This is a genomic window from Parafilimonas sp., assembly GCF_047606085.1.
GTDB lineage: Bacteria > Bacteroidota > Bacteroidia > Chitinophagales > Chitinophagaceae > Parafilimonas.
The window spans coordinates 18,135-37,515 of the sequence record NZ_JASGEX010000001.1; the positions used below are offsets into that span (position 1 = coordinate 18,135).

A 19,381-nucleotide genomic window follows, 5' to 3' on the forward strand; every position below is an offset into this window, starting at 1 on the left:
TGAAGAAAACAGTTGGCTGAATGTATTGCAGATATGCAGATAAACTTCAGGTCTTTTCCGCCAGATTTTTTTTAATTACTGTATTATAATACCTGCAGGCCGGCTTTAAGCCACATTCTCTGCATTTGGGGTTTCTTGCTACGCACACATACCTTCCATGTAAAATAAGCCAGTGGTGCGCTTTATGAATAAGCTCTTTTGGAATGAAGGCAACCAACTGCTTTTCGGCAGCCAAGGGCGTTTTGGCATTTACCGTTAAACCAATTCTTGCGGCTACGCGAAACACATGCGTATCAACCGCCATGTTAGGCTGCTTATCCACAACAGAAGTAATTACATTGGCTGTTTTGCGGCCCACGCCGGGCAGCTTTACCAGTTCTTCAACCATCATAGGCACTTCGCCGCCAAAATCATGCATAAGCATTTGCGCCATGCCTATTAAATGTTTCGTTTTATTATTAGGATAAGAAATGCTTTTTATGTATGGGAACAGTTCTTCCACACTGGCCACAGACAGTTCTTTGGCAGACGGGTATTTTTGAAAGATGGCAGGCGTTGTAAGGTTCACCCGTTTATCGGTGCACTGGGCAGAAAGTATTACGGCCACCAGCAACTGGTAAGGGTTTTTGTATTCCAGCTCCGTTTCGGCAATGGGAAAATGCTCCCCGAAATAATGAATGCAAAATTGAAAACGCTCTTTACGGGTCATAAAAAAACTGTTCCTACCGCAAAATTAGCCACGAACAGTTTTTCAGGAAATTATTAATTATTGCACATTAACCGTTTTATGCAAAGCATAACGCATTATGTTTTCCAGCGATTGTTTTCCCGGCGATTGCAGTTTCATGCCATCAATACGTTTCACGGCTTCTATAAGCACATTAAACTTTTCCCGCAGCGCCCAATTTGTTTTTAACTCATTGGTAATGGCATTATGACGCATTTCATCTAATTCCCCGGATTCGTATAATAACAGATCTTCAGGTGTAAAATTTGGCATAGCTCAAATTTTTGTTTTTGGTGAACGAATTAATTAATCAGTTTCATATGGGTGGCTCCTGTTGTAGATTAAAGTTTAAACGGCAGCAGTCTTTTAATTATTGTTCATTTTAGTATTTTTTTGTGAATTTTCTATGGCCGGTATAACAAACAGGTCTTCATTATCTCTTTTTAAATAATATTTTTCCCTGGCATATTTTTCAAGCGCTGCCGCATTGTTCTGAAGGTCGGCAAGGTTCTTTTTGGTTTGCTCTATTTTTTTCTCATAAAATGCTTTACTGGCAAGCAGATCGTTTAGCTGCCTGCGGCGTTCTAACTGCTGAAAAATATCGTTATGGTCTATAAACAGCATCAGGACGGCAAATGCTGTTAAAGCGATAATATATTTATTTCTGAAAAGCCTGATTGTATTTCTTGATGTAGCCATAAAAAAATCATTGACAGAATAAAATTACAACTTCTGCCAACGATTAATACTAACGTGGGAATATGTTAATAATTATTTTGACGAAGCAGATTAATGCATAAAATATTTAAGAAACGCAAACATTGCTGCTAACTGTGTAGAAGGGGGGAACATTGATTATTATTTCTGTCTTTAAATACGCATCACTCACAACTCTGGTTAACTTAACACTATACTAAAAAAGCCCCTCTTAGACAAGAGCGGCTTTTCGTTTTATTCAAACGTTTACCACCAACAAAGATTAATGGCCAACGCGCAGGTATTCCTTCAATATTTCAGATTGAGGGTTTTCAAATACCTGTTCCGCACTGCCACTTTCAATTATTTCACCATAATACATAAAGATCACATTATCGGCCAGCCGCTTTGCCTGGCGCAGGCTATGTGTAACCAATATAATTGTATAATCAAATCTAAGCCTTAAAAATTCTTCATCAATCACTTTTGAAGAAATAGGATCAAGCGCTGAAGAAGGCTCATCAGCCAGAATAATTTCAGGTTCCACGGCAAGGCCTCTTGCCAAACATAAACGCTGCTGCTGCCCGATTGATAAGCGCTGTGCAGACGTTTTAAGCCTGTCTTTCACTTCATCCCATAAAGCCACTTCCCTTAAATGTTTTTCCACCCTGGCGCCAATGACCTTTTTATTGCGGATGCCCTTTAGTTTAAGCCCATAAGCAATGTTATCATAAATGCTCATGGGCAAGGGATAGGGGCGCTGCAGCAGCAACCCCATTTTCTGGCGCATGGCCGTTATATCTTTCCGGGAATCAAAAATATTTTCGCCATCTATGCGGATGCTGCCATTTAATTTCAGGTCAGGATAAAGATCGGTCAGGCGGTTAAGGCATTTTAGCAGCGTGGTTTTGCCGCAACCGGATGGCCCTAACAAAACGGTTATTTTATTTTTCGGGATTATTGTTGAAACATTTTTAAGAATATGATGTCCCTTACTGTACACATTCAGCTTATTTATTTCCACTACAGGAACGCTGCCAGGGACGATCCTGGCATTTACGTTCTTTTCTTTCATGGTTTCAATTTCTGTTAACATATAATGCTTTATGGTGATAATTATTTTTTGGGCTTAAACAATCTCGCTGATATGCTTAAAACAAGTATGATGAAAGTGAGAATAACAGCAGCGGCATACGCCCGGCTTTGCACTTCTTCAATGGGAGAGCTTAGCTGGAAAAATATGGCGAGCGGCAGCGTTGCCGTTGGCTCACTGAAGCCGTGGGGCACATAATCTGTATAGCCGGCAGTGAATAAAACAGAAGCAGCATCGCCAATGCCGCGGCCAAAGGCCAGCAATATGGCTGTGGCAAAACCAGGCAATGCCTCCCTGAAAAAAACCTTATAGGCTGTTTCTGTTTTTGTGGAGCCAAGTGCATAAGAAGCTTCCTGCAGGCCAATCGGAATGGTTTTAACCACTTCATCCATGGCCCGGATCATAATGGGTGTTATCATGGCAGCCACTGTTACAATGCCGGCGCCCAACGAATTTTTATACCCGAGATACATCAATAATGTAAACCCAAATGCCCCATATACAATTGACGGAACCCCCCAAAGCACATCAAGAAAAAAACGGATACCTGTAAGCAACCGCTTATACCTCGTTAAATAAATATTCATAAAAAGCGCAACGGGAAGGCTTATAACAAAAGCAAGCACGGTGGAACAAACTGCGAGATAAAACGAACCGGCGATAGCATTTAATATACCCCCTTCCTTGCCGAAATAAAAACCGCCTTTTGGCTCCTGGCTTATGATTTGCCAGGAAAGCGAGGGAAAGCCTTTTTTAACGATCGTCCATATTATTTGTACAAGCACAAATAATATGATAGCCGTGAACAGGAATGATAACCCCTGAAAAAATTTCTCCTCGTATTTTCTTCTGAACGTCATCATAATGCTTCAGATTTATAAATGAGGTAACGAAAAATAACATTGATGATAATAATGATAACAAACAGCAGCAATGCACCAAACATTAATGCTGAATCATAAGAAGGAATGCTCATCATTTCCCCGTAATTATTGGCTATCAGACCAGGCAGGGTATAACCTGAATCAAATATGGACCTTGGTATTTGAACCACATTACCAATTACCATAAGCACAGCAATGGTTTCACCCAGCGCCTTGGAAAAACCCAGGCCAAAAGCCGAAACAATGCCGGATGAGCCCTTGCGCAAAAAACTATGCTTGATGGTTTCCCATTTTGTGGCGCCAAGCGATAAAGAGGCTTCGCCAAGCTCAACCGGTATTTGCCTGAACACTTCCAGCAGCATATTCAGTATATATGGAATGCTCATTACAGCAAGCACAATGGCGCCTGCAAGCATGCTATAGCCAAGGGATTCTTTGCCAAAAAAAGGCGCTATTTTATCTCCAACCAATGGCACCACTACCAGCAATCCCCAAACGCCATATACAACAGATGGAATGCCTGCCAGAATATCAATAACAGGGCGCATAAACTTTAAAAACCATGTAGGCGCATACTGTGTAAGATAAATTGCTGATAAAAGGCAAAGGGGAACAGATATGATCAACGACAATATGGTAACCCACACAGATGACACAATAAAAGACCAGAAACCAAACCTGTTATCTGAGGGAAACCAGTCTTCTGAAAATATGAGCTCGCTTAAGGTATGCGTGCTTAATAAAGGTGCTGACTTAAACACAAGCCCCGTACCGATAGCCAATGGCAGCAGAAGACAAAATGAAAGACAGGCTACCATCCATTTAGACGATATGCTGTCTGTTAATTTCCTCGTTAATAACATTGCGGCGGTTTTAAAATTAAATTCAATAATAACCAGGCCCGGGCTCTTATGAATAGCGCAAAACATAAAAGCTTTTAGTCTGGTTAAAGTTTCGTAAGATCTTCGCTCAAAACGTTTTCAGGCAAAGGCACATAACCAGCGGTATGCACAAATTGTTGACCGTCGGTTAAAACCCATTTAAAGAAATCAAGCAATTCTTTTTTCTCTGTTTTGCCTTTGGTAAGAAAATATAAATTTCTTGCAGGAGGCGAAGGAAACTTGCCATCATTCACGGCCTGCAGAAATGTATTAAGGTTACCGTAAAAATTTTCGTCACCATCAATCTTGCCATTGCCATTTACATCAATGGGCACCACGTCAATGCCGGGCAGTTTACTGCCTGTTTTTTGATCGAATACAAACAGCGTGTTATTAAACCCAATACTTTTTGGGTCTTTTCTTACGGCATCGGCCACACCGGGGTCGCCTGATACACCAATGCCTTTCAGGTTTTCCTGTTTCTTTCCAAAAAATGCCGCCCATGAATCAGCAGCGCCGGCCGCATCGGCCCTCGTATAAACATTTATTTTATCGGAGCCTGTGCCTTTGCCAAGCAATTGCTGCCAGGTTTTAATGCTGTCGCTAACAAAAATGGCATTAAACTCTTCCTTCTTCACGCCCCGGGCCTGCAAGTCGTTATAGAAAGGGTTTTTGGTATTCATAGTGGGCAATACCGCATCTTTACAAAGCGATAATGACCAAACACCTTTTGCTTTTTCTGCATCTGTCAGCTCCCTTGAAAACATACCTACGTCAACAGCGCCGGCAAGACAGTCGGTTAAACCTTTTCCTGCGCCACCGGCCTGTACATCAAACCGTATTTCGGGATGTATTTTATTATATTCAGTAACCCAGGTTTGCACAAGCGGGTACAGGGCAAATGCTCCTGAAAAAGAAATGGAAACAGGAGCGCCGGAAGCGTATGCACTTTTTTCTTTTTCAGAAGAACCTCCTGAACAACCGGTGATCAATAAAGAAGATGTAAGAATTGTGGCGGATATTTGTTTAAACATGATTTTATTCAATATGATTCGCAGGAATTAAACCTGGATGTACATATTTTATTGGTTCAACATTTTAAAAACTAATTTTTCCAGGTGTTCCAGATTTAATGTATTTGCCGCTAAGGCTTTTTTTGCAGTACCTACAACATTTTTTTGCGGTTTTTATGGGTAAAGCATACTGAATAACCTGCACATGCAACAATTGGTAATACATAATAAATAAAATACCAAACTTTTGCCTGATGGTGATAATAAGCATAAACAGGCAACTTAAGCAAATATATAATTCCTATCGGATTAATAGGATTTTAAGCAAAAAAATTATTTTTTCTTTATTCCTTTTTTCTGAAGGCTGGCCTCTTTCTTTAGCCCCTCGCTCCTTTTTATAATTTCCGACAGCGTTGCGCCTTTAAGCATTTGAACGGTTTCAGAGCGCACCTCGGAGAAAACAGCGCGTATGCCGCAGGTTTCTTCATCCCGGCATTCTTCGCAACGCTCATAATATTTGTAAGCTACGCAAGGCAGCAAGGCGATGGGGCCATCAAATAGCCGCATTACATTTGCAATATTTATTTCATCCGTGGATAGCTGCAAATAATAACCGCCGGTTTTGCCCTTCCGGCTGTTTAGCATGCCGGCATGCCTTAATTCAAGCAGGATGGCTTCCAAAAATTTTCTCGGGATATGCTCACTCTCTGCAATCCTGCTTATCTGCACAGGCTTGCCATCCTTGCTCTCGCGGGCAAGGTAAACAAGGGCGTTAATAGCATATTTTGTTTTCTTTGATAACATGTTGTGGAGGCAATATTCAATCTAATATTTGTAAACCGCGCAATAATACTCAAAAAAAATAAATATAAATTTCTGCACTTACAGCAATCACTCTGTATGATCAATAAAAATATACCCTGTATCCCCATGCTTCAAGCTTTATAGTATCCGCATTGCTGATCTTTTCTTTTTTTAAAGTAAAAACATTGGCGGCTTCGCCATTTATTAGTGCATCTTTCACTTTACAAGCCACAGGCTTATTGCCAAGGTTTGTAATAACCAGTATTTTATCTGCGCCGTTTTGCCGTACAAATGCATAAATATTTTCGTCATCATTTGTATGCAATTTTGTAAAAGCCGCATTGGCGGCAAGCGCTTTATGGTTTGCTCTTACATGCAGCAGCCTGCTGTAAAAACCTTGCCGCGCAAATTTTTTGAAGATGATTGTGTCTTTATAAAAAAAAGAAAGGCTGTCAGAAAAAGGCTCTTCCTGCCCGCTGTAAATTAAAGGCACTGAACGCGGCAGCGTTTGCGTAAGCACAGCAAATGGCGCATGTGAAGCGCCGGGCATGGTGCCATAGTCTGCCTTGTTCCAGCTATTCTCATCATGATTGCTGGTGAAATACATCAATAAAGCATTGGCGGGAAAGTTGCGCTCAGTTATATTTCTTACGCTGTCGAGCGACAGGGCATTTTTCCTGCCCGCAGCTATATCAACCATTACATGAAATTCATCCCATGGATATGTTGCATCAAAACCATCAGCCGGCAAGGATGGTTTATTGCCTTCGGCCAGCATGAAAATATGCTTCATTGCCTTTAACCGGGGAATACATTTTTGCCAGAATGCATCAGGCACTTCGCCCGCCACATCGCAGCGAAAGCCATCAATATCTGAATTGATGATCCAGAATTTCATGGCATTAATCATGGAATCCTGTAATTCAATATTGCTGTAATCAAGTTTGCGTGTATCCGTCCAGTCATAGGCGGAAATTATTTTTCCGGTTGAATCTTTTTTGTAAAAATCAGGATGCAGTGCAAGCCAGTAATTATCTGCCCCCGTGTGATTGGGCACCCAGTCTGTAATTACTTTAAATCCCAGGGCATGCGCTTGTTTCACCAGCGTTTTCCAATCGTCCATTGTGCCAAATTCCGGGTTTATTGCCGTATAATTGGCAACAGCGTAATAACTTCCCAATACGCCCTTTCTGTCAATTTTGCTGATAGGCGTTATGGGCATAAACCATAAAGTTTGCACACCCATTTGCTTTAACCTGGGCAGGTGCTTTTCAAAAGCTTTGAACGTGCCTTCAGGCGTGTATTGACGCACATTCACTTCATAAATATTGCCCTGCATAATCCAGGCCGGATGGCCATCAATACTGCTATCCTGCTGCGCATAACTATAGCTGCAGCAGGCAAAAAGTATCAGTGCAGGAAAAAGTATTTTTAAACGCATACGCATACAAATATAAGATCGAAACGATGCTATCCTGATTAAGCTGTAAGCCCCGGGCTGCAAGCTGTTAGCTTCACGCTGCAAGAAAGAAACTATGGGCTTTCACGTTTGACGATTAACGGCCTTCACCATTCACTAATTTATCCGCATAAAGCGAAAAGAAAAAGCAGCCCGCTAAAGCTGCTTTTTCTTTTTATGACTTAAAGTATCCCTATGCTTTTTTTGCTTCAGTTCTTTTTACTTCAGCCTTCTTTACTTCGCCGGTAATGCCCAAAGGTTTGTCTTTAGCAAAGTCAATCAGTATTGGCGCGGCAACAAATATAGAAGAATAGGTACCGGTTATTACACCAATCAGCATGGCGAAAGCAAAACCTCTTGTAACCTCGCCGCCAAATATGAAGAGGATTAAAATGGTAAGGAATACGGTAAGCGAAGTCATGATCGTTCTGCTTAATGTTTGGTTGATAGCGCGGTTAATAATCTGCTCCTTACTTTCTCCCTTCATCAGTTTTGAGTCTTCACGAATACGGTCATACACGATCACCGTATCGTTCATAGAGAAACCAATTACCGTTAATATCGCTGCAATGAAATGCTGGTCAATTTCAAGCGGGAATGGCATTAAGCCTTTAAGGAAGCTGAACACGGCAAGCGTAACAAACACATCATGCAGCAGCGCCACAATCGTGCCCAGTGAAAATCTCCAGTCGCGAAAACGGATGAAGATATAAAGACAGATGATAATGATTGAAATGATCGTTGCTTTCTGGGCGCCTGATTTCAGGTCATCTGAAATAGATGGCAGCACTTTCTGGGAAGCCTGCTTATAGGTATTCTGGAATGTATTGTACGATGTGCCTGCAGGAAGAAATTTCTGCAATCCTGTATATAAAGTCCTTTCCACAGTTGAGTCAACATCCTGGCCGGCCTGGTTGATAAGATAAGCGGTCGTAATATTTAATTGCTCGGGCGTGCCCACTGTTTTTATAACAGGGTAATCATCAAACACGGCTTTAAGCGCATCAGCCACTTCTGTGGTATTATATGCTTTATCGAACTTAATGGTATAGCTGCGGCCGCCCTTAAACTCCACACCTTCATCAAAACCATTAAAGAAGGAACCAGCACCCAATAATAACACCACTACAGAAATGCCATAGGCGATCTTCCTGTACCTGGTAAATTTGAATTCTGTATGCTTAAATACTTTATTGGAAATGCCGGTAAAGTATTTAAAATGCCTTTGCTTATTGGTATAGAAATCGGTAATAAGACGGGATATGAGGATACCGCAGAATAAAGAAAGCAAAATACCCAGTATCTGCGTGGTGGCGAAGCCCAATATGGGGCCCAAACCAAATATGAACAGGATGATGGCGGTAAGCAAGGTAGTTACGTGCGCATCAATAACCGGTGCATAAGACCGCCTGTAACCATCGTGCACAGCAAGAATATAACTCTTGCCTTTGGTAAGTTCTTCCTTAATTCTCTCGAAAATAATAACATTGGTATCTACTGCTAAGCCTACAGTCAGCACCAACGCCGCAATACCAGGCGCTGTTAAGGTAAACCCAAGCGCACTTAAAATGCCAATGGTGAACAGGAGGTTTAAGATCAAAGCTATATTGGCCACCCAGCCTGCTGTATTATAATAAATAAGCATTAAGGCAAATATCACAATGAAAGATATGGCAAACGACATAAGGCCTCCGTTCACCGCATCCTGGCCAAGTGTGGGGCCCACCTGTTGTTCTGCCACAATTTTTGCAGGCGCAGGCAGCTTGCCCGATTTAAGAATATCCGCCAGGTCCTGCGCTTCATTTACACTGAAATTGCCTGATATTTCAGAAGATCCGTTTGGTATCGGGCCATTTACAAACGGGGCGCTGTAAACAATATTATCCAATACAATGGCTATAGGTTTTGAAACGCCGCCGTTCTTTTGCGGAGAATTTCTTTCAGTCATCTTCGCCCAGATGCGTGTGCCCGTTGGGTCCATGTTCATCTTAATAGCAGGCCTGCCGCGCTCATCATAGTCGGCTCTTGCGTCGCTCACATGCTCACCTTCCAGTTCGGCCGTACCGTTATCCAGGGTTTTGATGGCATACAATACTACAAAGTTTTTTGCCGCTGCATCTGTACTGGCATTTTCAGGCTTGCCATAAACAAATTTTAAGTTAGCGGAAAACTTGCTTTTTACCACATCCAGGCTAAGGTAATTATTTAAAGTAGCTGTATCTGCAATGGCCACATAACCAATATTGGCAGGATACTGCACTTTGCCTGTTGACTTATCCTGCTGAGGCTGCGTAAATTGAACAATTGCACGCAAAGGCATTTCCTTGCGCATAAGTGCCAGGGAATCCACCTTGTTGCTGCCGGAAACAGTTGCACCTGTGGCAGGGTTGGACGTTTGGGCATTACTAAAACCTGCAATGGTATTTGTATCAGCCTGGCCGGCAGCAGCCGTATTTTTCTTAGCCGTATCAACTGCTGCTTTAGCTGTATCGGCGGCGGTGAGTTTTACACTGTCAGTGGCATTGGTTCCTTTAAGATAATCAGCCAGTGATTTTTCTGCAGAAAGGATGCTTTCTCCAACATCATTAATATTATATACTTCAAAAAACTGCAGGTTGGCAGTTGACTGAAGATAATGCCTCACCCTTTCCGGATCGTTAATACCGGCGAGCTCAATATTGATGATGCCCTTTTGGGGGTCAGGATTGATATTGGGTGAAGCCACGCCAAACCTGTCAATACGGGTAGTTAAGATATTGGTGGTATTGGTAAATGCGCTTTTAGCCTGGTCTCTCAGGTAGGTGATAACAGCATCGTTTGAGGCATCGTAATTTATTTTGCCATTGCTGCGTGTAACAAAATAGGGAGCAAGTTTGGCGCCCGCGCTTACATTTTTAAACTCATTGTAGAAAAGTGTAATAAGGTCTGCCCCCGAAGTAGCTTTTTCAGCCACAGCGGCATCAAGGGCTTTATTAAATGTTGCATCTTTGGTATAATTAGCCAATGATTTGATTAAACCATCCAGGCCTACTTCCATCGTAACGCTCATGCCGCCCTGCAAATCAAGGCCAAGCATTAATTCTTTTTCTTTGGCTGTGCGGTAAGTGGTAAAGCCAAAAGGCCCTATTTTGGTATCTTTTGTGCTATCAAGAATGTGTTGAAGCCTTTGTTTTTTTAAAAGGTCAAGGCTGTCTTTATCAGCAGTTTTGGGATACATAGCCTTCACCCACAATTCAGCCTTACCACGCATTGAAGATTCGTAACTGCGAACAATCCAGGTAAAAGACAATTGGTACAAGCAAATTAGTATAAGAGCAAGCGCAAAAAAACGCACCAATCCTTTCAGTTGCATAATTAAAACGTATTTACAATTTTTTTTGAGAGCGGCAAAGATAGTGGTTTGAAATATATGGAGGAGACAATTTGGCTTATTGGGGCAGGCCTTTGCGCCATGCAGTCCTATAATATTGAAAAGCAAACTATTACAACAAAATAAACCAGCTATTTTGGGGAATAACTTACAGTATTTAATTAAATTTTAAGAAGGGGTTGAAAGGATATTTTGGTTTGAACGAAAATAAAACTTATGCCATTAGCAGTAAAGCCCCGCTTTAATGCGAGGCTTTAATAGGTAGCAAAGGCCTACAGGTATATTGGATCCGAGGCTGATTGAACAATAACTTTAGCCCTGGGATACTTACCCATCAACAAGCAATTGAATGAAGTATATATCTTTTTTTTGGGTTGCTGGTTACATCAATCCGCTCCTGTAATTTTAGAATATTTTTTTTGTTTGATAAAAAAATAATTACACCGCCCGCATTTTCTTAATCAAGAAGGGTAAAAAAAATTTAACAAAAGAATTTTTGTGATGGTTGTTTTTCATTAAGTTGCATTGCCCCGAAAAATGAATAAGCCGACTAAATTTTTATTAGCTTTAGTTGCGCTGTGTTTTTGTGTAAAAACCAACGCGCAACTAAATGCGGATTTTACATCAAGTATATCCGGAGGATGCTCTCCCCTGGTGGTTGATTTTACTGATATTTCATCAGGCGACCCCACAGTATGGTACTGGGATTTAGGCAATGGCACTACATCTACCAATCAAAACCCAAGCGCTGTTTATGTAACGCCCGGTTCATATACAGTTAAGCTGCATATCACTAACTCACAGGGCGAAGATTCAATCGTTAAAACAAATTATGTAGTTGTTTACGATAATCCATCTGTTGATTTTAGCGGCTCCCCCACCCAGGGCTGTGTTCCTTTTGATGTAAGTTTTACAGATAAAAGCACACCAGGTTCAGGCTCCACAGACTCCTGGATTTGGGATTTTGGCGATGGCGTTACATCTACCGAACAAAATCCCGTGCATACATATACGGTGGTTGACAGTTTTGATGTAACGCTCACCGTTACCAACAGCTTTGGCTGCCAGCAGTTTATAAGCGAGCCGGCTTATGTTGTTGCCGATGGGTTAATACAGGCAAAATTCACGTACGACTATAACAGCGCCTGCACAGAGCCCGTTACGGTAGAGTTCAGTAATGCATCCCAGTCAACCCAGACGCTGAGTTACGAATGGGACTTTGGCGACGGGAGTGCGTTAAGCGCTGAAAAAGACCCGGAACATACCTATACAACTACCGGGGATTTTACCGTGACGCTGGTGGCATCAAATAATATCGGTTGCACCAGCACATTTACGCAGAACATTACAATTGGAAAATCAAAATCGGATTTTACTTATACAACAGCATGCCTGAATGCGCCCATAACTTTTACAGATTCTTCTTCCTTAACTCCTTTAAGCGAAAAATGGAATTTTGGCGATGGCGCCACAGCAACCGGCGATACAGTAACACATACTTATACCGGGCAGGGCAATTACACAGTTAAGCTGGTGGCTGATTTTGGCGGGTGCTCGGCTTCCGTTCAAAAAACCATATCCATAGAAGCGGAGCCCGAAGCCGCTTTTACGGTTTCAGGCAATTACTACAGTTGCAGTTACCCGGCAACCATTCAATTCAGCAATAATTCAACAAATGCCACAAGCTACAAGTGGATATTCGGCAGCACCGCTACCAGCGATAGTGCAAATCCTGCTTATACCTATACAAAAGCTGGTAAATACCCGGTTACGCTGATTGCGTTTAACGCCAATGGCTGTTCAGACACCCTGGTTAAGTCGGATTATATTCAAATAGGCGCGCCGCAAATAAAAAGCATCAAAAATTTACCGTTTCAGGGCTGCGCCCCGCAAACACTTACTTTAACGCCTGTAATTGATACAGGCTATACTATCTCATCTTATTCATGGGATTTTGGCGATGGAACAACATCCAATGCGGCAACACCTGTGCATGCATATAAAGAGGCCGGCGTTTATAATGTAAGATTAATCATTACATCGAAAGAAGGATGCTCAGACACCTTATTAATTAAAAATGCAGTTTCACTAAGCACCAAGCCCAATGCTGATTTCACGGCCTCGCCAACCGATGCCTGCGCCTCCGCCTCCATACAATTTACCGATGCCTCAACCGGGGACATTTCAGAATGGATATGGAATTTCGGAGATGGGGAAACTTCACTTGAGCAAAACCCTCTGTATGTGTACGACACCATAGGTTATTTTAATGTATCGCTTGTAGTGGGTAAATATAAATGTTATGATACAATCGTAAAAAAAGCTTATATACATACAACCCCTCCGGTAGCGGGATATAATATCATTTATGATTGCAGCACGCCTTATCTATACCGGTTTAAAGACACTTCGGCTGGCGCAACAACCTGGCTTTGGGATTTTGGCGATGGCGCCACTTCAACCACTCAAAACCCTTCGCATACATATAGTGCCACCGGAACATTTTATGTAACGTTAACTGTTTCAAACGGTACCTGCCAGAGCATCAGGGTTGATACCATACAGGTTGCAGATGAACACCCCGTTGTTCAATATAATTTTGTTTCATCCAGCACCTGCAAATATGATTCGCTTCGTTTTTCTATAAGTAATTATGACGCTGCAGGCATACAAAGTTTTCAATGGAACTTTGGCGATGGCACTATCGTAAATAAAAAACAGTACGATAGTGTAGTATATCACGTATATGACAGCACAGCTACTTATGCGCCCTATCTTATAGTAAAAGACGTAAACCAGTGCGTTGATACAATACAAAATAGTGTGTCTGTAAAAGTGGGAGGGCCAACGGCTGCATTCACGAACAAGGAAGGCGATTGCCTTAATTCAACCATCTCATTTGAAGATGCTTCAACGCCGGAACCGGGAAGCAGCATAAAAACATGGATTTGGGACTATGGCGATAATACAACTCCTGATACACTAACCGGCGGGCCGTTCAGCCACACTTACACCACAAAAGGGGATTTTGATGTGTGGCTTAAAGTGATAGACAATAATAACTGCTATGATACGGCAACGTACAATAATCTAAGCATTACACAACCTGTTGCCGCTTTCTCAGCGGGAGATACCATTAAATGCTCAGGGAATAATATCAAATTTACTGATTCGAGCGAAGGCACGTCTTTGCAATACGCCTGGGATTTTGGCGATGGCGGCACATCAACGCTTCAGTCGCCATCACATAAGTATACCTCCAATAATACGTACAGTGTAAAACTGGTAATAGAGGATAAAAACGGCTGCATTGATTCCCTGCTAAAGCCCCAGTATATAACTATAGCCAACGCTGCCGCTGCTTTTTCCATAACAGACAGCCTCTTTGTGTGCCCGCCGGCCCTGGTTGCCCCAGTGAACACATCAAAAAATTATAAAAGCCTTTTGTGGGATTTTGGCGATGGAAATACTTCTGAAGAAATAACACCGCAGCACTATTACACCAAGGCCGGCACCTTTGATCTTAAATTAACAGTTTATGGGTATGGTTCCTGTGCAGACAGCCTTAGCAAAGAAATTATTGTAAAAGGCCCCAAGGCAACATTTACTTATACGCCGCTAACCGGCTGCGATGCCATTGCAGCTAAATTTTCAGCCAAAGGAGAAAACGTTGCCAAATACATCTGGGACTTTGGTAACGGAGAGGTGCTTACCACTACAGATACCCTGGTACAATACAGCTATATAGAAGCAGGCAAATACCTGCCCAAGCTTGTAATTGAAGACACCAGCGGATGCCGTGTTGCTATTATAAACGGCGATACCATTACAGTTGCCAGCGCCGAAGCCAAATTCAATACGCAGCGCATCACGGGCGTATGCGATTCTTCGCTGATTGATTTTACAGATGCCAGCAATGTTGCATACGACCAGATTACAGCTTATACATGGCAGTTTGGCGATGGCGATTCAACAACAGAATCAAACCCACAGCATTATTATGACACCGAAGGGCAATACAATGCCTCGCTGCATATTGCTACCAGCATTGGCTGCACATCAGACTACACATTGCCTGTAGATATTGATATTGACGAATCGCCCGGCATATCAGCAGTTATCCCGGCAAGCGCCTGCGTGAACGATAGCATTTCGCTTTCTGCAACGGCTAATTCGGATTCTCCGGCAATTAATGCATGGCAATGGGATGTAGGGGATGGCAACCAGTTTAGCGACAGTAACATCACCCATGCTTATACCAGTGCAGGCGATTACACCGTAACCGTATCGGCCACCACAAAGGCCGGCTGTTCCGACACGGTTACTCAAAAATTGCTGATAGCCCCGCTTCCTTCAACAGACGCCGGCAATAATGTTATCATTTGCCTTGATCAATCCACCACATTACAGGCCACCGGCGCCGACAAGTATAGCTGGGTGTCTGATGCCTCCCTTTCCTGCCTTAACTGCGCAAGCCCAACGGCATCGCCACGGGAAAGCACCGTTTTTTATGTAACAGGTACCAGCAGTTATGGCTGCGAAGCATCAGACTCCGTTACAGTTGAAGTAAAACAGCCCACTACAATCACAGCGAGCGCACCAGATACAGCCTGCGCCGGCACCACGATCAGTTTGATAGCTTCAGGCGCTGAAACTTATAAATGGAGCCCGGCCAGCCTGGTAAAGAACAGCACTGACTCTGTTACAACATCGGCGCCCACCTCGCCAACGACCTTTACCGTGATTGGTTCAGACAGCCAGGGATGCTTTTCTGATACAGCCAGCCTGTATGTAAATGTATTTCCTATACCAACCATCCAGGTGCCGGATTCTGTCATCAATATAATTGGAGGAAACAGCTATCAGATAAATGCCACAGGCTCTGCCGATGTAACAACATGGTTATGGAAACCTGCCATAAATATTTCATGCACCGATTGCCCTAACCCGGTAATAAGCCCGAAACAATCAACTTTTTACGTGGTAAATGCATCAAATGCAGCAGGCTGTTATTCAGAAAAAATTGTAAGGGCCAATGTGGTATGCGCCACGGAAAGCAACCTGTTCATTCCAAATACATTTTCTCCAAACGGCGACGGCGCAAACGATTATTTCTATCCGAGAGGAAAAGGTTTAATGACCATAAAGTCAATACGGATATTTAACCGGCTGGGAAATTTAGTGTTTGAGCGCAGCAATTTTCCTGTAAACCAGCAATCGTATGGCTGGGATGGAAATTATGCAGGCAGGGCGCTGCCGGCTGATGTGTATATTTATATAGTTGAGATTACCTGCGAGAATGGCCAAAAAATAAGCTCGAAAGGAAATGTGACTTTACTGCGCTGATTGATGGAAGGGGTGATTATAGTTTTAAAATCCAATATCCACTATTATGTATTGTAGAAATGCTTATGCTGAACGTATTACTGCTGCCGTGAGGAAACTGCCTGCTCATGCGCTGGCATTGTATTGCTGTTGCTGGGCGCTGAAAGCAAATGCGCAGGACCCGCATTTTTCCCAGTTTTTTGAGGCGCCGCTGTTACGCAATCCCTCGCTGGCCGGCCTTTTTGCCGGGGATATAAGGCTGCAGACAGTTTATCGCAATCAATGGCAGAGCGTAACTACGCCTTATCAAACATCTTCGGTAAATTTTGAATACAAACAGCCCATTGGCCGCGGCAACGATTTTATTACCACGGGCGCACAGGTTTTATTTGACAAGGCTGGTATAACCAATTTTACCACCACCAATATTTACCCGGCTTTAAACTATCATAAATCGCTTAACGATTCAAAAAGCAAATACCTTTCACTGGGCGTAATGGGCGGTTATGTTCAGAGAAGAATAGACCGCAGCAAAATAACAACCAACAGCCAGTATGACGGCAACGGCTACAACCCGGCCTTAAGCGATGGTGAAACGCTTACAAAATTCAGCTACCATTATTGGGATGGAAGCATTGGCCTGTCTTTTAATTCCTCTATTGCAGGCAGTGAAACGGATTATTATTTTGTAGGCGCAGCCTATCATCATTTTAACAGGCCCATTAATTCTTTTTACACAAACCCGCCGGTTGAATTAAACCCCAAGCTCGTTCTGTCGGGCGGTGTGCATTTTTCTGTGAATGATTATTCTGATATTACCATACAGGGCGATTATTCAAACCAGGGCAATTACAATGAAACAATTGCCGGTTTCACTTACAGCAGGAAGCTGGGCGATGATTATGAAGACCCGCTTTATCTTATTCATTTCGGTGCTTACGTACGCTGGAAAGATGCAATAATACCGGTAGTAAAACTTGATTACCTGCCTTTCTCAGTAGGATTCAGCTACGACGTAAATGTTTCAACGCTTAAAACGATAAGTCAGTACCGCGGTGGCTTTGAGGTATCGCTTACTTATGCAGGTTTTTTAGACCGTGGCAACACCACGAAAAATGCGGTTTTATGCCCGCGCTTTTAAAAAAGCATTCGCTCACGATAATATTAAACAAATGCAAAATTTCAGAATACACCGCTAAAATGAACGTCAATTTGGTCAATATGTTTATTAATTATAATTTTATAGCACGAATATGAGCAAAAATTTTACACATCAACTTGTAAAGCGATCTGTAAAACTTCCGGTAACGGCGGGAGTTCTTGCCGTAATGCTTTTATTTACAACTACTGTTAACGCTGTAAATACTTCCGTTAGTATAAGGATTCAAACAAAAAATGTTAAATATTATCCTAATCCGGCTATTTCTTATATAAACTTTGAGGTGCCGCAGGATTATGTTAATAAAAATTATTCTTTGCAGGTTTTTAGCTTTACAGGAAAAAAAATGTATGAAACCACTGTAAGCGAGGTGAAGTTTACGCTAACTTTCTCAAATGATTTTTACCGCGGGATTTATGTATTTCAATTGCGGGATGCCAGCGGCAGGATTATTGAAACAGGCAAATTCCAGGTAAACAAATAAAAGCATTAGTATTCAGGAGAAAATTTTTTATGCGCCCGGTTTAAAGCAAGCCGGGCTTTTTTATTTTTGGCTGAAATAAAGCCGCTTTATCTTGAACTTACTCAATAATCTTTCCCTCAAGCCATATAACACTTTTGGCATTGATGCAACCGCCCGTTTTTTTTCGGCATTTTCCAGCCTGGATGAACTAAAAGGCCTGCTTGTATTTCAAGCACAGCAAAAATTGCAGCGGTTGGTACTTGGCGGAGGCAGCAATGTGCTGTTTATAAAAGATGTGGATGGTATTGTTTTAAAAAATGAATTGAAAGGGATAAAACTGGTAAAAGAAGACGACAGGCATTATTATGTAAAAGCAGCGGCAGGTGAAAACTGGCATCGGTTTGTAATGCATTGCATTGAGAATAATTATGCCGGCATAGAGAACCTTAGCCTTATACCGGGAAATGTAGGGGCGTCGCCTATGCAAAACATAGGGGCTTATGGTGTTGAAATAAAAGATGTATTCGAAAGCCTGGAAGCATTGCATGCTGAAAGCCATTCAATCCAAACTTTCAGCGCTGATGATTGTGCATTTGGCTACCGGGAAAGTGTTTTTAAAAAGCAATACAGAAACCGGTATATAATCCTGGGCGTAACATTCAGGCTGAATAAACAACCAGTGTTCAATACTGCTTACGGGGCCATTGAGCAGGAGCTTGAAAAAATGAATATTACGCAATTATCCATACAAGCTATATCGCAGGCGGTAATAAATATTCGCAGCAGCAAGTTGCCCGATCCCGCAAAAACCGGTAATGCAGGAAGCTTTTTTAAAAATCCCGTTATAGCTGTTGCACATTATGAAATATTAAAACAGGCAAATCCGGCAATGCCACATTTTGCAGTGGATGAAGGGCATGTAAAAATTCCGGCTGCCTGGCTTATTGAACAATGTGGCTGGAAAGGTTTTCGCGAAGGCGATGCCGGTGTGCACATTCACCAGCCGCTTGTGCTGGTAAATTACGGCGGGGCAACCGGCGATGGAATTTATGCACTTTCCGAAAAAATAATCAGCAGCGTAAAAAACCGGTTTGGAATTGAGCTGGAAAGAGAAGTAAACATTATTTCAATCTGAAATCAATCACCCGGGCCTGCAGTGTTTTCTGCCTTAATTGTAGCCGCTTTGCTTTTTTGGTAATCCTTTTGCTCTTCACTGTTATATATTATGTTCTTTATAACCATTGCCTTTGGCTGTAAATGGCCTTGTATTCTTTTTATTTGCCGAAGGACTTTTTTTGGCGGCCTGCCTTATTGCTTTTCTTCATAACTGGCTTTCTTCCGATCATACAAAAATTAAACCCGCTTTATAAGCGGAGTCAATTTTATTTCATTCGTGCATATTTGTTTTTTCAGTTGCCTCATGGAACGCCCTGATGTACATTCCCCTGTGTGTTGAATACATTTTACATGGGCGTTTCATTCGTACAAGTTTTTTTTTCAATGGTCT

General features: G+C 42.2%; 14 protein-coding genes. 4 read left to right on the forward strand and 10 right to left on the reverse strand.

What is annotated here, in order from left to right; translation table 11 throughout:
- Positions 1 to 46: 46 nt before the first annotated feature.
- The 10 genes from nth to secDF all read right to left on the reverse strand — a co-directional run bounded on the left by nth (position 47) and on the right by secDF (position 10,909).
- Entirely contained in the window at positions 47 to 709 is a 663-nt protein-coding gene (nth, locus tag QM629_RS00095) for an endonuclease III (protein ID WP_415155922.1), read from the reverse strand.
- Between the two features lie 57 nt (positions 710 to 766).
- Positions 767 to 1,000, reverse strand: coding sequence for a hypothetical protein (locus QM629_RS00100; protein WP_415155924.1), 234 nt, complete (start codon positions 998 to 1,000; stop codon positions 767 to 769).
- 93 nt (positions 1,001 to 1,093) lie between these two features.
- Positions 1,094 to 1,426 carry an FtsB family cell division protein gene (locus tag QM629_RS00105; protein ID WP_415155926.1) on the reverse strand — a complete coding sequence of 111 codons (333 nt, stop codon included), beginning with the start codon at positions 1,424 to 1,426 and terminating at the stop codon, positions 1,094 to 1,096.
- Between the two features lie 280 nt (positions 1,427 to 1,706).
- Positions 1,707 to 2,519 carry a phosphate ABC transporter ATP-binding protein gene (locus QM629_RS00110; protein WP_415155928.1) on the reverse strand — a complete coding sequence of 271 codons (813 nt, stop codon included), beginning with the start codon at positions 2,517 to 2,519 and terminating at the stop codon, positions 1,707 to 1,709.
- A 20-nt stretch (positions 2,520 to 2,539) separates the two neighbouring features.
- Positions 2,540 to 3,379 (reverse strand): phosphate ABC transporter permease PstA, encoded by an 840-nt coding sequence (gene pstA, locus QM629_RS00115; RefSeq protein WP_415155930.1) that lies wholly within the window; start codon positions 3,377 to 3,379, stop codon positions 2,540 to 2,542.
- Positions 3,376 to 4,263 carry a phosphate ABC transporter permease subunit PstC gene (gene pstC, locus QM629_RS00120; protein WP_415155932.1) on the reverse strand — a complete coding sequence of 296 codons (888 nt, stop codon included), beginning with the start codon at positions 4,261 to 4,263 and terminating at the stop codon, positions 3,376 to 3,378. The genes pstA and pstC overlap by 4 nt, the downstream gene beginning before the upstream one ends.
- Positions 4,264 to 4,346: 83 nt before the next feature.
- The gene (locus tag QM629_RS00125) at positions 4,347 to 5,315 is read right to left on the reverse strand and encodes a PstS family phosphate ABC transporter substrate-binding protein (protein ID WP_415155934.1); all 969 of its coding nucleotides are present in this window, start codon (positions 5,313 to 5,315) and stop codon (positions 4,347 to 4,349) included.
- Between the two features lie 312 nt (positions 5,316 to 5,627).
- Positions 5,628 to 6,098: an RrF2 family transcriptional regulator gene (locus QM629_RS00130; RefSeq protein ID WP_415155936.1), complete on the reverse strand. Its 471-nt coding sequence runs from the start codon at positions 6,096 to 6,098 to the stop codon at positions 5,628 to 5,630.
- Positions 6,099 to 6,198: 100 nt separating this feature from the next.
- Positions 6,199 to 7,539 carry an alpha-amylase family glycosyl hydrolase gene (locus tag QM629_RS00135; RefSeq protein WP_415155938.1) on the reverse strand — a complete coding sequence of 447 codons (1,341 nt, stop codon included), beginning with the start codon at positions 7,537 to 7,539 and terminating at the stop codon, positions 6,199 to 6,201.
- 211 nt (positions 7,540 to 7,750) lie between these two features.
- Positions 7,751 to 10,909 (reverse strand): protein translocase subunit SecDF, encoded by a 3,159-nt coding sequence (secDF, locus tag QM629_RS00140; RefSeq protein ID WP_415155940.1) that lies wholly within the window; start codon positions 10,907 to 10,909, stop codon positions 7,751 to 7,753.
- 555 nt (positions 10,910 to 11,464) lie between these two features.
- On the opposite strand from secDF, the gene QM629_RS00145 reads away from it, so the two are divergent.
- The 4 genes from QM629_RS00145 to murB all read left to right on the forward strand — a co-directional run bounded on the left by QM629_RS00145 (position 11,465) and on the right by murB (position 19,009).
- Positions 11,465 to 16,273, forward strand: a complete 4,809-nt coding sequence (locus tag QM629_RS00145) for a PKD domain-containing protein (RefSeq protein ID WP_415155942.1) — start codon at positions 11,465 to 11,467, stop codon at positions 16,271 to 16,273.
- Positions 16,274 to 16,319: 46 nt separating this feature from the next.
- Positions 16,320 to 17,393 carry a PorP/SprF family type IX secretion system membrane protein gene (locus QM629_RS00150; protein WP_415155944.1) on the forward strand — a complete coding sequence of 358 codons (1,074 nt, stop codon included), beginning with the start codon at positions 16,320 to 16,322 and terminating at the stop codon, positions 17,391 to 17,393.
- A 112-nt stretch (positions 17,394 to 17,505) separates the two neighbouring features.
- Positions 17,506 to 17,895, forward strand: coding sequence for a T9SS type A sorting domain-containing protein (locus tag QM629_RS00155; RefSeq protein WP_415155946.1), 390 nt, complete (start codon positions 17,506 to 17,508; stop codon positions 17,893 to 17,895).
- A gap of 91 nt (positions 17,896 to 17,986) precedes the next feature.
- Complete coding sequence (gene murB, locus QM629_RS00160) at positions 17,987 to 19,009, forward strand: UDP-N-acetylmuramate dehydrogenase (RefSeq protein WP_415155948.1); 1,023 nt, start codon at positions 17,987 to 17,989, stop codon at positions 19,007 to 19,009.
- Positions 19,010 to 19,381: the final 372 nt, after the last annotated feature.

Coding starts and splice junctions, on each gene's coding strand:
- nth (WP_415155922.1), bottom strand. CDS start 709: ATGACCCGTAAAGAGCGTTTTCAATTTTGCATTCATTATTTCGGGGAG.
- QM629_RS00100 (WP_415155924.1), bottom strand. CDS start 1,000: ATGCCAAATTTTACACCTGAAGATCTGTTATTATACGAATCCGGGGAA.
- QM629_RS00105 (WP_415155926.1), bottom strand. CDS start 1,426: ATGGCTACATCAAGAAATACAATCAGGCTTTTCAGAAATAAATATATT.
- QM629_RS00110 (WP_415155928.1), bottom strand. CDS start 2,519: ATGTTAACAGAAATTGAAACCATGAAAGAAAAGAACGTAAATGCCAGG.
- pstA (WP_415155930.1), bottom strand. CDS start 3,379: ATGATGACGTTCAGAAGAAAATACGAGGAGAAATTTTTTCAGGGGTTA.
- pstC (WP_415155932.1), bottom strand. CDS start 4,263: ATGTTATTAACGAGGAAATTAACAGACAGCATATCGTCTAAATGGATG.
- QM629_RS00125 (WP_415155934.1), bottom strand. CDS start 5,315: ATGTTTAAACAAATATCCGCCACAATTCTTACATCTTCTTTATTGATC.
- QM629_RS00130 (WP_415155936.1), bottom strand. CDS start 6,098: ATGTTATCAAAGAAAACAAAATATGCTATTAACGCCCTTGTTTACCTT.
- QM629_RS00135 (WP_415155938.1), bottom strand. CDS start 7,539: ATGCGTTTAAAAATACTTTTTCCTGCACTGATACTTTTTGCCTGCTGC.
- secDF (WP_415155940.1), bottom strand. CDS start 10,909: ATGCAACTGAAAGGATTGGTGCGTTTTTTTGCGCTTGCTCTTATACTA.
- QM629_RS00145 (WP_415155942.1), top strand. CDS start 11,465: ATGAATAAGCCGACTAAATTTTTATTAGCTTTAGTTGCGCTGTGTTTT.
- QM629_RS00150 (WP_415155944.1), top strand. CDS start 16,320: ATGTATTGTAGAAATGCTTATGCTGAACGTATTACTGCTGCCGTGAGG.
- QM629_RS00155 (WP_415155946.1), top strand. CDS start 17,506: ATGAGCAAAAATTTTACACATCAACTTGTAAAGCGATCTGTAAAACTT.